The following is a 14,406-nucleotide window of genomic DNA, read 5'->3' as shown; positions in this document are numbered from 1 at the left end:
CCCATCATCACAGTTACCATTACCCCGTTATGCCCACCAGCCCGCGCCCGTTACGCGCCATTTCCACCACGCTTGGCGTTGCCATCCTGCTTGCCGCCCTGTTCACCGCCCTCCCCTCGCAAGGACTCGCCAATGGAAACTTCTACGAACGCCTGAGCCTGCTCCTCACCCCGCGCGCGCCGGATGAGGTCTCGACGACACAGCCGCAATTGAGGATCGGAATCGTCGCCGGCCACCTGGGCAACGACTCCGGCGCCGTGTGCGTAGACGGCAACGGCAGTGTCACCCTCACCGAAGGGGAAGTCAACCTCGATATTGCCGCCATCGTCCAACAGCAACTGCAAGGGGCGGGCTATGTGGTCGATCTTCTGAACGAATACGACACGCGCCTGAACGGCTATCGCGCCCTCGCTATCGTATCCATCCATAACGATTCGTGCGAATACATCAACGACCAGGCGAGCGGATTCAAAGTTGCCGCCGCGCTCAACACCAACGATATCAACCGCGCCAACCGCCTCACCGCCTGCCTGGTGGACCGCTACCAAAAAATTACCGGGCTCGACTTCCACGCTGGGAGCATCACCGCCGACATGCGCGAATACCACTCTTTCCGCGAGATCGACCCCAGCACCGTCGCGGCAATCATCGAGACCGGCTTCCTCAACCTGGACCGCGAAATCCTCACCAAAGAAACCAACCGCGTCGCTACTGGCGTGGTGGATGGGATTTTGTGCTTCACGAATAACGAGAATATCGAACCGACTCCGATCCCCAACTTGAACCCATGACAAAAAACAGACGGCTCTTTCTCCCAGTACTGCTGATTCTGCCCCTCGTCGGCATTTCTCTCGCGTACTTCTTCTTCACCCCCTCGCCAGCGGATGCGTTCCTCAACGCTCCCACCCCCGCCGTCACGCAGGAAGATCTGTGGGCGCGGGTGGAGATCGCCAAACCCACGTATACGCCGTTCATCCTCCCCACCGAAACGCCGACTCAAATTCTCCCAGCCACTGAAACACCCGCCGTGCTCGCCATGGAAATCGTTAACGAAATCACCGTGGCGCTCGAACAGGCGCAACAGATCGAAGCCGATCCGCCGCCCGCGCCGGTGTACGTGGGATCGAAATACATCCTGGTGGATATTTCCGACCAGCACATGTACGTCTACGAAAACGACGCGCTGATCTACAGCTTTGTCGCCTCCACCGGCATCAACAACGCCACGCGCGTCGGCGTCTTTGCCGTGCAAAGCAAATTCGATAATGCCTACGGCGCCACGTGGGATATCTGGATGCCCAACTGGCTCGGCATTTACTGGGCGGGCGGGCTGGAAAATGGAATCCATGCCTTGCCGATCCTGCCCAACGGCGCAACGTTGTGGGAAGGCTTTCTCGGCAGACCCGTTTCCTATGGCTGTGTGGTGTTGGGCACGTATGAATCGAAGTTGCTCTACGATTGGGCTGAAATAGGCGACACGGTTGAAATTCAGTGGTAACAAACCGCATGAAATTCAGATGGTTTTTGCCCATATAAAAGGGTAAAATCGTCCTACACGAACCCATCCTTCCCTCTAAGGGTTCGTAAAAATATAAATTCCCTGTTGGGGATGCAGTTGCACTGCATCCCGCTCGCAGTGCAACTGCGCGCGAACAAAAACACGGGAAGTTATTAATTTACAGACCCTAAACCATCAACTTGGAACGAACACTCCCGCCTATGAACGATAACCTTTCCCAATCCCGCGAATTGATCCTTCAAGCCCGCGAGGCGTTGCGCCGCAACGACCGGACCACCGCCCGCGCCCTTGGCGAGGAAGCCGCACTGCTCTCGCCAGATTTTGAGGACGCCTGGTTGATCCTCGTCGCCTCCGACGATAACCCCGAAGATGCGCTGGCGTACGCGCGCAAAGCGGAGGAACTCAACCCGAACAGTCCGCGGGCGCGGCGGGCGGTGGAATGGGCTGAGGGGAAGTTGAATCAGGCAAAAGTGGGGGCGAAGCGTTCTGAGCCGGTCATCAGCCAGCCGCAAAAAGGGATTCCGCTCGTTCGTGAATCCGAACCTGTTCAAGTCAAAGAAGAATCGAAACCGCGCGGTCGTTTGCTTTTGTTCGGCGGAGCGCTGGGTTTGCTGGTGTGCATCCTGCTCGGCGTTGCCGCGTGGATGTTGTTCCGGTCGCCGTCGATCGCTTCGATGCTCAATAACGCGCCCCAGCCCACGCAGGAAAATTTATGGGCGCCGGTGGAGATCGCCAAGCCGTTGAACGACGCGCCGGCGCAAACCAGCCCCACCGCAGAATTGCCGGCGCAGGCAAGCCCGGTGGTGCCCCTCACCGGCGCGACCGAAACCGCCACGCCCGCCCCCGCGTTGCCGACGATCACCCTGGCGCCCAGCGTCACACCGATGGCGCCTCCCACCGACGCGCCGACAGCCCTCCCCGCCGCCACTGAAACGCCGGCCGTGCTGGCAATGGATTTGCTTGCCGACACCCCCACCAGCGCCTACGTCCCGCCGACTGCCGCGCCCACCTCTGCTGTGGCGAACGATCCGCAACCGTCGTATCCCGCCGAGGGCAACGGCGTCCGTTGGATCGACGTGGATTTGACGAATCAAATGGTCTACGCCTACGAAGGCGATGTGATCGTCAATTCGTTCGTGGTTTCCACCGGCACGGCTTACACGCCAACGGTGACCGGCAAATTCAAGATCTGGATCAAACTCAAAAAGACGAACATGTCGGGTCCCGGGTATTACCTCGCCGATGTGCCGTACACCATGTATTTCTACAAAGGCTACGGTTTGCACGGCACCTACTGGCACAATAACTTCGGCACACCGATGAGTCACGGGTGCGTGAACCTCAGCATCCCCGACGCGGAATGGTTGTATTACTGGGCATCCGAAGGCACAGTGGTGAACGTGCATTACTAGCAATTTTTTAACCGCTAAGAGCGCAAAGAGCGCGAAGGTTTTTTAAAAGTTTTCTTGGCGTGCTTCGCGCGCTTTGCGGTTCAAAAGAAAATGAAACTATCCCGGCGCGATTTTCTGAAAATAAGCGGCTACGGCATGTTGGGGATGATCCTGCCCGGACTTCCGCATTTTCTCAACCAGCACAACGACCTCATCACCCAGGGGCGCATCATCGACAATTCGTTATGGTCCTACGAGGAGCCGACGAAAAAATCGAAACGCGTAAAAAATTATTGGCATGATCTTGTGGTGCCCATCACCGGCGCAACTGTCAGCGAGGATGAAGCCGCCTACAACCGCGTCTGGTACGAAGTGGAAGGCGCAGGCTACGTCTATTCAGGGAGCGTCCAGCCGGTGCGCATGATCCTCAACGAACCGCAACACATCTCGCTCAAAGGCGCGTTGGTCGAAGTGAGCGTGCCGTTCACCGACGCGTACCTCGAACCCAGCGCCGCCTCCGAACTTCTGTATCGCCTCTACTACGAATCCGTCCATTGGGTGAAAGCCAGCGCCGTCCATGCGGATGGGACGATCTGGTATGCCCTGCTGGATGATAAGACCGGCGCATATTATTACGCGCCAGGAAAACACCTCCGCCTCATCCCCGACGGGGAGCTTGCCCCGCTTTCCCCCGGCATTCCCAACGAGCAGAAGCGCGTGGAAGTGCGCTTGAAGGATCAACTCTTGCTGGCGTTCGAGGAGAATCAACAAGTCTTCGCCACGCGCGTCTCCACCGGCGGCCGCCTGCGTAGCGGAACCTACACCACGCCCGAAGGCGAGTACCTCACCTATCACAAACGCCCCACAAGGCACATGGCGCGCGGCGACCTCGCCTCCAGCGGATTCGACCTGCCCGGCGTGCCGTGGGTGACATACATCAAAGAGAACGGCACATCCTTTCACGGCACGTACTGGCACAACGATTACGGGCGTCCGCGCAGTCACGGTTGCATCAACATGACCCCGCCAGCCGCGAAGTGGTTGTATCGCTGGACAACCCCATCCGTGCCGCCGGAAAAAGAATTGGTCTATGGGCGCGTGGGGACGAGGGTGGAGATAAAAGTATAAGAAAAAAGTAACAGCGGAACAAATTCCCGCGTTTTCCAGTTAAACTTGCATCATGCTCAACCCCCAACTCACCCGCCGCGACTTTCTCAAACTCATCGGCGCGGGGACTCTTGCCTTCGCGCTCAAAGACCTGAAAGTCAGCCGCGCGCTGGCTGAAAACAGCATCACGCAGGGATGTATGACCATCAGCGGCATCCCATTGTATGACGCGCCAAGTTTCAGCGCGAACAAGGTCCATCACTTCGGCAAGGATAATGTGGTGGAAGTGACCGGCATCGAAGAAAATGGCGAGTTCGGCAACGACTTCAACAGCGCGTGGTATCGGATCAACGACGAGGGGTTCACCTATTCAGGCTGGGTATTTCCGGTGGAGACGAATTACCAAAAGCCAAATTTCAATCTCTTTGAAAAGGGACAACTGGGCGAGATCACGATTCCGTTCGTGGATGTGAAACTCGACCCGTACGTGTATGCCAAGCGCGGCTATCGGCTGTACTACCAGTCCACGCATTGGGTGAAGCGCGTCGTCGTCACACGCGAGGAGAAAAGCATCTGGTATCAGATCTACGATTCGCAACTGCGGAAAGATTTTTACGTGCCGTCACATGCCATGCGGCTGGTGCCGAACGACGAGTTGACCCCGCTTTCGCCGGAAGTCCCCGATTCGGAAAAACATATCGTGGTTGATCTGCCGACACAGATGGTCACAGCCTTCGAGGGCGAGAAACTTGTCTTTTCACAGCGCTGTTCCAGCGGAGCGACAGGGACGGAAACGCCGACGGGCGAATTCCGTACATATCACAAAGGTCCGTCCGTTCACATGACGAATCAAGGCGACGCGCTCGAAAACATCTATAATTTACCCGGCGTCCCGTGGTGCGCATTCTTCACCGGCATTGGCAATGCGTTCCACGGCACGTATTGGCATAATGACTATGGTCGCCCGCGCAGTCACGGGTGCGTGAATCTGCCGTCAGACGCCGCGAAATTTATCTATCGCTGGACCAGCCCGAACGTCCCGCCTGAAACGGAGTATCTTCACAGACCGGGCGAGGGGACGAAAGTCCAAATTTTTTAATTCGTAGTGACGATTTCAATCGTCCGTATTTAGCGAAAAAGGAAAATGCTATGAATTCAATTTTTCAATATCCGCATTATGTGCTTCATCGTCAGGTGTTCGCGCTGACTGGGAAATTCCGTTTCTACGATCCGATGGGCAATCTCGTCATGTTCAGCGAGCAGAAGATGTTCCGCTGGAAGGAGGACATCCGCGTGTATGCCGACGAATCGAAAATGCGCGAGGTGTTGAGCATCAAGGCGCGGCAGATCATGGATTTTTCCGCGTCGTACGATGTGGTGGATACGGAGATGAATCAAAAGGTGGGCGTGTTGCGGCGCAAGGGCTGGCGGTCTATGTTTCGCGATGAGTGGGAAGTGTTGGATGAAAACGATAACGTGAAAGGTCTGCTGTTCGAAGACAGTATGGGACTCGCGGTATTGCGCCGACTCGCTCTCGGCTCGTGGCTTCCGCAAAATTATGATATTACATTCGGCACGACGCGCGTCGCCGACCTCAAGCAAAACTTCAATCTCTTCCGCTATGAATTGAATCTCGATTTCAGCATGGACGTTTCGCGCATGATGGATCGCCGCCTCGGCATCGCGGCTGGGATTCTGCTCGCGGCGGTGGAAGGAAAGCAGAGTAATTGAGATAGGAGATAGGAGGTTGGAATGAGCGATGCGTTTTTGAAGTTTGAGGATTGGGAGAAGTCAATCCCTGCTTTCTATAAGCGAGACCCGTTGTGGGAGTCGCTTTATTATCGTGTTGCTTTGTTCCTTTATGATCTTGTTTGGGATGATTGCGACCTCCTTCAAAAGCATTCTCTGGCAAAGCATAACGTGGCGCAGATCATGCACAGTTCAGGGAGCGTCAGCGCCAATATGGAGGAGGCGTATGGGCGCGGAGTTGGGACGCCGGATTATGTGCGGATCATCAAAATCAGTCTTGGAGAAGCGAAAGAGACGCGAGGCTGGTATTATCGGTGTCGCCACGCGTTACCAGCCGACTTGATCGAGCATCGTTATAAAGTGGTCGACCATCTGATTTCGCTCATTACCAAGCTCCTCAACTCGCATAAAGGAAATTTAGGAAAGAAGTAACTCAACTTGCCCGCCCTTCCTAACTCCTAACTCCTATCTTCGCATTGAATATGCCACGCCAACCTCTCTTTGCCGGTCTTGTTGTAGACGAATCAGGACGCGCCGCTGAAACTGCATTCATCGGCGATGATCCCTGCTATGTGGTGGACGATTACGGATTCCGCCGTCACATCCCCTCGGAGCAGGTGGATCGAGAAGTGTTCAAGCAGATCACCGACCTCATGAAGGGCAGTGAAGATTTCATCTCCGAACAAACCGCCAAGATGCTCGGGCAGGAGGACGTCTTCACCAAAGCCGCCATCGAACAGCAGTTAAAAAATATTGATAAGCAATTCGACCAACTCGCGCAGCAAGGCATCCCTGAAGATATGCGCGCCTATCTCGGCATGATGGGTTTCAAGGTGGTCATCAATGTGCATGGCGAGGTGGTGAGGGTGGAGCAACCCGGTGCGGCGGGAGATGATGGGGAATAGAGAAGAGATTGGAGACTGGAGATTAGAGACTGGGGATTGGAGAATTAGAGAATTTATTTGCTCAGATCGTAGAAATACAAATAGACCGACGTGCCTGATTTTAGGATCTCGCGCCGTTTCTCGCCGATCTCATTCAGATATGCGACGAGGTAATCGCGCTCGTTGAAGCCTCCCTGCTCGTAGACGTGGGAGAACAAGACCCACACCCGCTTCTCTCCGACGAGCGGACTGATTCGGCTCTTCAACGTTTCGCCATCGGGGTAATCTTCGATCTTGCTGGACACATATTCCACATCTTCGAGTCCATAGAACGGAGCGTAATAGCGAAACGCGGGTTCCGCCCACGCGGTGACGAAGAGCGCGTCGCCGTCTTTCCATGAGTCCGCGAGTACCTGCATCGTTGGGCGGATATGTTCATAGTATTTCGGGGAAATGAAATTTTGAAACGAGGTGACGAGCGGGTTGATGAGCAAATATCCGCTCAATAAAATCGCTATGCCCATTGAAACAAATTTGTTCGAGGAAAGAGTTTGCCGCAAAAACTCAATTGCTTTTCCGAGCAAAAGAATCCCTAGCGGAATCAAAAACAGACTCAACCGTCCGTTGACGGGATACAGATGCAATGCCGAGGCGACAAATGCAAAGAAAGTTGTGAAGGCGAAAGCCAGCGCAAGGCTTCGTTGCTCTCGAAACAAAGCAAACCAGCCGATCAGGATCAAAACAAAAACGAGCAAGGGGATGAATTGAATATCGAATTGATAGTTGATGAGGTCGCCGATCCAGCCAAGATCGCTCCCCAGCGACAGGGAGATGAATCCCTCCGCCCAATAATTTGCGAGGTAATTATTTTGGCTGAGTTGCCGCAAGTTGATGAAATACAACAACGCCAGATTCGCCAGCCAGAGCAAGCCTATGCCGAACGTTGTTCGTAAATTTTTGTACTCCCGCGTCCGCAAACATTGAATGACGAGCGCGATGCCGATCCCTGCGAGGACGAACAGCGCGGGATGCGAGAACCACAACGCGAGAATCCCTGCGATGGCGAGCAGGATGATATTTTTTCTGTTGAATTGATTTTGGAATATCGGAATTGCGAGAAGCAACAAACAGAGCGTGACAGCCACATCTACGATGTATTGCTTGGCTTCGGAGGTGTAATAGACGAGTTGGGGATTGAAAGCGAATAATGCCAGGGCGAGGAGATTGTGTCGCCACGGCGCCACGGCGACGCTTCGCCGCTCCGTTCCCCCCGCACCTGTGGTTCGGGGCAGGTGTCGCAACGACATAATTAAAAGATAAAACAACGCCAATGATGCCAGCCCTGCAAGCAAAGGAAAGAATCGCAAGACGAGTTCGGTTCTTCCAAAAAGCGCGTTGAACAATTTCTCGACGAGTAAAAAACCCAGCGGCGCGCCCTGGTCGTATTCCAATGGCTTGAATAGCTCGGCAAAGTTTCGGTTGACGATGTTCAACGCCAGCATCGCTTCGTCTGCCCAGAGGGAGCGACCGCTGAAATATTGTCGCAGGCGGAGGATCGCGCCGACAAACAACAAAGTGATGGCGATGTTTTTCTCTGAGAGTTTCATGCGGGGTCAATTATAGTCGGGAGATTTGTACAGCAAAGTTCACTTTGCGATTCACTGTACGGAGACTGACTCAGCCATGATGTGCACGCGATCTTGACGCAGTTGAACTGCGTCAAGAACTGCATGGCAACGCGCGCGCCAAAGTGATGGCAGTGCAACTGCCATCACATCGAGGCGGGGCAAACGCGCGAGTCCGTTTCAACGGACTTCGTAGGGATAGCGCGGGGATTGATCCCCGCGCGGCGTTGAAGGGACACAAACGCCTCACGGAGACTGAACCAGCCGTCCCTGCGAAAGAAGCGTTCACAGAATTGCAATCCGCGCGGCGATTGTGCAATCCAATTTTCGGGCGTACAATTCATCATCATGTTTCATCAGGACGAGAGTCAGCCTCCCAGTTTGGGAGGAGTCGACCTAGCGCAACATCAGTTTCAACCGATCACGTAGGAGGTGAGCCGCCTCCTGCGCGGATATTTTTATGCAAGGAGGCAGTGATGCTCACCATTTACAAAACCACCGAGGGCGGAATCGAAGAATTGAAATCCATGGAAAACGGCGCATGGGTAAAAGCCGTAGACCCAACGCCCGAGGAAATTCAACAACTCGTGCAATGGGGCGTGGACCCGGACTACATCAACAACTCGCTCGACCTGGACGAAATGCCGCGCATGGAACGCGACGACGATTACACGTTCATCTTGATCCGCATCCCGCACCGCCAGCCCGAAAGCGACATCCCGTACACCACCATCCCGCTTGGAATTTTTATCAAAGGCAACATGATCGTCACCATTTGCCGTTACGAAAAAGAAATGTTCCAAGTGTTGGCGAACAGAAAATATCGCCTGCTCAAAACGGGCAAGCGTTATCGTTTCGCGTTGTACATCTTTTTGGAAACTGCCACGCGCTACCTCACGCACCTGCGCGAGATCAATCGCAAGACCGAAACCATCGAAGACCAGTTGCAAAAATCCACGCGCAACCGCGAAGTGCTTGAACTGCTCAAATATCAAAAGAGCCTCACGTATTTTGCGACCGCGCTCCGTTCCAACGAAGTGATGATGGAGCGCGTCCAACGCACGCAGATCTTCAACTATTATGAAGAAGACCAGGATTTGCTCGAAGACGTGCTGACCGAAAACCAACAAGCCATTCAAATGACGAGCATCAACGCCGAGATCCTCTCCAGCATGATGGACGCGTTCGCCTCGATCATCTCGAACAACCTCAACGGCGTGATGAAAGCCCTCGCCGCGCTCACGATCATCGTCAGTTTGCCCGGCACGGTGGCGGGCTTCTTCGGCATGAACGTGATGCTGCCCCTCTCCGACGGCGAGCCGACCGCGTTCCTCATCGTCTTCGGCATCGCGCTCGCGTTAACCGCGGTCGCCACATTTATTTTTTACAAACGCGATTGGTTTTAACATGCGCGTCGAATTGTTGTACGATGCCAAAGCAACCTTGGGCGAAGGTCCTGTGTGGGATGCGCGCGCGCAAACTTTATACTGGCTCGACATCCTCAGCAAACGCATCTATGCCAACGCGGATGTGATCGCTGAATTGGATGACTTCATCGGATGTCTGACTCTTCGTCAGCGCGGCGGACTCATCCTTGCGAAACGCCTCTCTTTCTGGACGTTCGATCTGGTTGCCGCTTCGTCAACTTTTCTCGCCGCCCCAGCGGACGAGCCCGCGACCAACCGCTTCAACGACGGAAAATGTGACCCACGCGGACGTTTCCTCGCTGGCACGATGAATCTCAACGAAACGGACTCAACTGGCTCGCTATATTCCTTCGATGGGAAATCCATCACGAAATTATTGTCGGACGTCACCATCTCCAACGGCATGACGTGGAGCGCGGACGGCAAAACGTTTTATTACATAGACACGCCCACACGCCAAGTACAAGCCTTCGATTATGATCTCGACTCAGGCGCGATCGCCAACCCGCGCATCGCGGTGACCATCCCCGCATCCCTCGGCTGGCCCGACGGCATGACCTCCGATTCGCAAGGCAACTTGTGGATCGCCATGTGGGGCGGCGCGCAGGTCACAAAATGGAATCCGCACACGGGTCAACTGCTGGAGCAAATCCCTGTGCCTGCGCTTCAACCGTCATCGTGCGTCTTTGGCGGGAAGAACATGAACGAACTCTTCATCACCTCCGCTTGCAAGGACATGGATGATGCCGCGTTGACGAAGTATCCGCTTTCGGGCGGCGTCTTCCGCGTCGAGACGAACGTGGAAGGTATGCCAATGTTCGAGTTCGCAGGGTAAAATTCAAAGGACATTTTGTTCGCCCGCAGTTGTACTGCGGGCGGAATGTGATGAAAGCGGGATGCAGTGCAACTGCATCCCTAACGGAGAAATTTGCCACAGAGAACACAGAGATTTTGAGATTCTCTATGATCCACCCACAGATCGAACCACCGAGACACGGAGACACTGAGAAACCAATTTAGAAACTCCGTGACTCGGCGTCTCCGTGGTTCAAGCCTTCGCGATGAACCACAACCAAGGATATTCTGCGGCTAAAACAAGACTTTCGAGGCGACCTTTTCATGACAAAGCGAATCGAATACATTGACATTGCGCGCGGCATAGGCATTTTGCTGGTGGTGCTGGCGCACAACGATTTCGGATTCATCTCGCAATACGGCTATCAGGTGATCTATTCCTTTCACATGCCGTTGTTCTTTTTGCTTTCGGGGTATTTCATCAAAACGAACATTTCGTTCTTCGAGTTCTTCAAAAAGCGATTCCATTCCCTGCTCAAGCCGTTCCTGTTTACGCTTTTCCTGATTTATTTCCTAAATGTTTCCTTCGAGAAGATGGCGTTCGAGACCGCCCTGCGACGCATCGTCAAATCGTTGTATGGGACAGGCGTGTACATTGACTGGGTGCAGTTGTGGTTTCTGCCGAATATGTTCGTGGCGAGTCTGTACGCGTTCATTTTCATCGTGATCGTCGGCAAACTCAACAATCGCTGGCTGAGGCTTGGGATTTTGTCCGCGACGCTGGCGTTCTCGCTTCCGTTCCTCAAAACGTTCTATCCGTTTTCTGTTTCTCTCCTGGGCAATGACTACGAACTCTTCGGCTTACCGTTCAGCCTCGACCTCGTTTTCCTCAGCGGCTTCTTCTACATTTTGGGAAGCGAATTGAGACAGCTCACAACAGAGAAAACATTCGATAATTATTTTCTTCTGATTGGAACGGGAGTCGCGCTCTTTGCGATGAATTACTTTATCGAATCGCCGATTGATTTCAACACGCGCACGTATCACTCTTTCTTCATCAACTCCATCGAAGCCGTCGTTGGGATTCTGTTCGCGATGGCATTGTCACGCCAGATTGAATTGCACACAAGTCGGCTTGCTTCCCTGATGAGGTATTTCGGGCAAGCATCGCTCATCATTTTGATCTTCCATGTCCCGATTCAGGATTTCTGGGGGCAGAAAGTGTTGGCGGTCACGGATAATCTTCCGCTCTCGATCTGGATCGGATTCTTCATGGGTGTGGGCGGGTCGGTGTTGATCCACGAATTATTTATCAGGAGGAACCCCGTCGCTTCGTGGTGGTTTGGGAGAGAGGCGGAGTTGCCCGTCGAGAAATCAGCGGATATGTCACCCTGAGGGAGCGGTCGTCCGCGACCGATGGGTCTCTGCTGTCGGGGTACAGATGATTCGCCGCTGTGCGGCTCAGCATGACATGTTCAAATAAAAAAATCCCTCCGTGATGGAGGGATTTGATTTTACTTATCAACCGAGTCGGAGACCGCCGCTCTTCGTTCCTGTTCATCTTGCACCACGCGGATTCCATTCGCCACTTGATTTGAAATTCGCTCCAGTTCCGCTTGCAATTGCGTGAGACTGCGCATCACATAATCGTCCGCGTCGCCGCGTGTGTTTTCGGCGTCTGTCCGCGCTTGGGCAAGGATCTGTTCCCCTCGGCGTTGCGACTCTTGCACGACCACTTCCTTCGAGGAAAGTTGGTCCGCTTTTTGGCGGGCGAGTTCGAGGGTGCGATTCGCTTCCTCTTGCGCCTGCGCCAGCACGCGGTCGCGTTGACCGAGTAACTGTTGCGCCTTCTTCACTTCTTCGGGGATGGCGATGCGCATCTGGTCAATGATGTCCAACATGCGGTCTTCATCCACCATCACATTGCGCGTCAGCGGGATGGATTTGCTCTCGTTGAAGAGTTCTTCGAGTCGGTCAATTAGTTGCAGGATGTCCATACGCGGCTCCTCCGTGTTTGAGCCGTCACGCGGCTACCGCAATATACTCGGCAAAACTATGCGATTGGGGTACGCGCATCTTGTCTTCGATCATTCCCTGCACGTGCATTTCGATGGCTTCGTGCATGTTGCGAGCGGTCTCTTCGCGGGTTTTGCCAGTGGCTACACAGCCTGGAAGATCGGGCGAATACGCGGAAAAATTTTTACCTGCTTTTTCAATAACGATGAGGAAGCGATACATTCTCTATTCCTCTTGCAATTCTAGCACAGATTAATCCCTCAGCGAGTTGGGGATGGAATGCTGGTCGTCGAGGCTGGCGACTTTTTCCTTGAAGGCTTTTTCCACGAAGGGAGGCACCATGCTCGAAACGTCGCCGTTCAACATGGCGATCTCGCGGACGGTCGTTGACGACAGGAACGTGTGCTCCTCCGCGGTGATGAGCGCGACAATTTCGATGTCGGGCGCGAGGCGGTGATTCGCCAGCGCCATGCGGAACTCAAATTCAAAGTCCGAGAAGACGCGCAGTCCGCGCACGATCACTTGCGCCTCGATCTTGCGCGCAAACTCGACGGTCAGTCCGCTGTAGCCTGTGACCTTGATCTTCGGATTATCTTTGAACGCCTCGTTGACCAACCCGATGCGTTCCTCCGGTGAAAACATCAAAGACTTGGACGGCTTGTCGTAGACCGCCATCACCACCTCATCGAAGAGACGCGCGGCGCGTTCGGCAATGTCTATGTGACCGAGGTGAATGGGGTCGAATGTTCCTGGGAAAAGTGCTCTAACCATGTACTCTCCATTTTTTTACCACGAAGGACACTACGGTCACTAAGGTTTGTTGCCTTTAAAACTTTGTGCCCTTCGTGTCCTTTGTGGTGATTAAGAAACGTCACCCTTGCCTTCACCCCAAAACCTTCCAAGCGATTCGGCGAGGAGTTTGTGTTCGGGCTGACTCAAATCCGCATCTTTCTCGAAGACGGCTTGCGCTTGCGCCCGAGCCTTCTCGATCAATTTGACATCGGTGATGCTTGCCATGCGCAGACTGTTAGCGAAGCCTGCCTGGCGCGTCCCCAAAAATTCGCCAGGACCGCGGATCTGCAAATCTTTTTCCGCCAGTACGAATCCGTCGTTCGACTCAGCCATGATCTGCAGGCGTTCATTTTCGGTCGCGTCTTCGCGCGTGGGGATGAGCAGACAATACGATTGGTCCGCGCCGCGCCCAACGCGCCCGCGTAACTGATGCAACTGCGCAAGACCGAATCGGTCCGCGCCTTCGATCAGCATGACGGTCGCGTTGGGAACATCCACGCCGACTTCGACGACGGTGGTCGAAACAAGGATGTTGTATGCTTTGTCGCGGAATTTCAACATCGTCTCGTCTTTTTCGCTGGGACGCATCTTGCCGTGCAACAAGCCAAGTTTCAGATCGGGGAAGACCTCTTTCGAGAGAGTCTCGTAATCGTCCACGGCGGCGCGGGCTTCGATCTTTTCGCTTTCTTCGATGAGCGGATAAATGATGAACGCCTGCTTGCCATCCTTGATCTGTCCGCGCAGAAGTGTGAACGCGCGCTCGCGTTCTTGCGGACGAAGCACAAACGTGTTGATCGGGATTCGTCCTGCGGGCATCTCGTCCATGATGGAGAGGTCGAGGTCGCCGTAGAGAGTCAACGCGAGCGAACGCGGAATCGGCGTGGCGGTCATCACCAACAAGTGCGGATTCGTCCCTTTACTGCGTAACTCGGCGCGTTGCTCCACGCCGAAGCGATGTTGTTCGTCAATGACGGCGAGTTGCAAGTCTTTGAATTGGACGGGTCCTTCGATAACGGCGTGCGTGCCGATGACGATTTTTATCGAGCCGTCTGAAAGACCAGAGCGAATTTGTTCTTTCTCTGATTCGGGCGTGTCGCCAAC

16 protein-coding genes are annotated in these 14,406 nt (G+C 54.3%); 11 read left to right on the top strand and 5 right to left on the bottom strand.

The genetic code is table 11. The features are described 5' to 3' along the window. The first annotated feature begins 29 nt into the window (after nt 1-29). The 8 genes from AC16KF_RS14695 to AC16KF_RS14660 all read left to right on the top strand — a co-directional run bounded on the left by AC16KF_RS14695 (nt 30) and on the right by AC16KF_RS14660 (nt 6,671). Nucleotides 30-791 (top strand): N-acetylmuramoyl-L-alanine amidase, encoded by a 762-nt coding sequence (locus tag AC16KF_RS14695; RefSeq protein WP_484038091.1) that lies wholly within the window; start codon nt 30-32, stop codon nt 789-791. Further along, on the top strand, nt 788-1,498 hold the full coding sequence (locus AC16KF_RS14690) for a L,D-transpeptidase (protein ID WP_484038090.1): 711 nt from the start codon (nt 788-790) through the stop codon (nt 1,496-1,498). The genes AC16KF_RS14695 and AC16KF_RS14690 overlap by 4 nt, the downstream gene beginning before the upstream one ends. Nucleotides 1,499-1,719: 221 nt before the next feature. Further along, the gene (locus tag AC16KF_RS14685; RefSeq protein ID WP_484038089.1) at nt 1,720-2,931 is read left to right on the top strand and encodes a L,D-transpeptidase family protein; all 1,212 of its coding nucleotides are present in this window, start codon (nt 1,720-1,722) and stop codon (nt 2,929-2,931) included. 90 nt (nt 2,932-3,021) lie between these two features. Beyond that, a complete protein-coding gene (locus tag AC16KF_RS14680) occupies nt 3,022-4,038 on the top strand; it encodes a L,D-transpeptidase (RefSeq protein ID WP_484038088.1) in 1,017 nt (338 codons plus the stop codon). A gap of 52 nt (nt 4,039-4,090) precedes the next feature. Beyond that, nucleotides 4,091-5,116 carry a L,D-transpeptidase family protein gene (locus AC16KF_RS14675; protein ID WP_484038087.1) on the top strand — a complete coding sequence of 342 codons (1,026 nt, stop codon included), beginning with the start codon at nt 4,091-4,093 and terminating at the stop codon, nt 5,114-5,116. 50 nt (nt 5,117-5,166) lie between these two features. Beyond that, complete coding sequence (locus AC16KF_RS14670) at nt 5,167-5,748, top strand: LURP-one-related family protein (protein ID WP_484038086.1); 582 nt, start codon at nt 5,167-5,169, stop codon at nt 5,746-5,748. 21 nt (nt 5,749-5,769) lie between these two features. Continuing rightward, on the top strand, nt 5,770-6,198 hold the full coding sequence (locus AC16KF_RS14665) for a four helix bundle protein (protein WP_484038085.1): 429 nt from the start codon (nt 5,770-5,772) through the stop codon (nt 6,196-6,198). 50 nt (nt 6,199-6,248) lie between these two features. Further along, a complete protein-coding gene (locus AC16KF_RS14660) occupies nt 6,249-6,671 on the top strand; it encodes a hypothetical protein (RefSeq protein WP_484038084.1) in 423 nt (140 codons plus the stop codon). A 53-nt stretch (nt 6,672-6,724) separates the two neighbouring features. Here AC16KF_RS14660 and AC16KF_RS14655 read toward each other — a convergent pair whose 3' ends face one another. Continuing rightward, entirely contained in the window at nt 6,725-8,257 is a 1,533-nt protein-coding gene (locus AC16KF_RS14655; RefSeq protein ID WP_484038083.1) for a hypothetical protein, read from the bottom strand. Between the two features lie 494 nt (nt 8,258-8,751). Between AC16KF_RS14655 and AC16KF_RS14650 the strand changes: the two genes are divergently transcribed. From AC16KF_RS14650 to AC16KF_RS14640, 3 genes are all read left to right on the top strand, one after another. Next, a complete protein-coding gene (locus tag AC16KF_RS14650) occupies nt 8,752-9,681 on the top strand; it encodes a magnesium transporter CorA family protein (RefSeq protein ID WP_484038082.1) in 930 nt (309 codons plus the stop codon). 1 nt (nt 9,682) lies between these two features. Then, the gene (locus tag AC16KF_RS14645; protein WP_484038081.1) at nt 9,683-10,537 is read left to right on the top strand and encodes an SMP-30/gluconolactonase/LRE family protein; all 855 of its coding nucleotides are present in this window, start codon (nt 9,683-9,685) and stop codon (nt 10,535-10,537) included. A gap of 284 nt (nt 10,538-10,821) precedes the next feature. Then, on the top strand, nt 10,822-11,892 hold the full coding sequence (locus AC16KF_RS14640; RefSeq protein ID WP_484038080.1) for an acyltransferase family protein: 1,071 nt from the start codon (nt 10,822-10,824) through the stop codon (nt 11,890-11,892). Between the two features lie 119 nt (nt 11,893-12,011). Here the strand turns inward: AC16KF_RS14640 and AC16KF_RS14635 are convergent, their stop codons facing one another. The 4 genes from AC16KF_RS14635 to AC16KF_RS14620 form a co-directional block, all read right to left on the bottom strand. Next, nucleotides 12,012-12,494 (bottom strand): ATP synthase subunit B family protein, encoded by a 483-nt coding sequence (locus tag AC16KF_RS14635; RefSeq protein WP_484038079.1) that lies wholly within the window; start codon nt 12,492-12,494, stop codon nt 12,012-12,014. A gap of 25 nt (nt 12,495-12,519) precedes the next feature. Further along, complete coding sequence (locus AC16KF_RS14630) at nt 12,520-12,735, bottom strand: type II toxin-antitoxin system HicB family antitoxin (RefSeq protein ID WP_484038078.1); 216 nt, start codon at nt 12,733-12,735, stop codon at nt 12,520-12,522. 30 nt (nt 12,736-12,765) lie between these two features. Continuing rightward, nucleotides 12,766-13,284 carry a pantetheine-phosphate adenylyltransferase gene (gene coaD / locus AC16KF_RS14625; protein ID WP_484038077.1) on the bottom strand — a complete coding sequence of 173 codons (519 nt, stop codon included), beginning with the start codon at nt 13,282-13,284 and terminating at the stop codon, nt 12,766-12,768. Between the two features lie 90 nt (nt 13,285-13,374). After that, nucleotides 13,375-14,406: ATP-dependent DNA helicase RecG (locus AC16KF_RS14620; protein ID WP_484038076.1), on the bottom strand; the 1,032-nt coding region annotated here is incomplete at its 5' end.

This window comes from Candidatus Defluviilinea gracilis, assembly GCF_057138825.1.
This window is presented reverse-complemented; position numbering and strand designations above follow the sequence as displayed.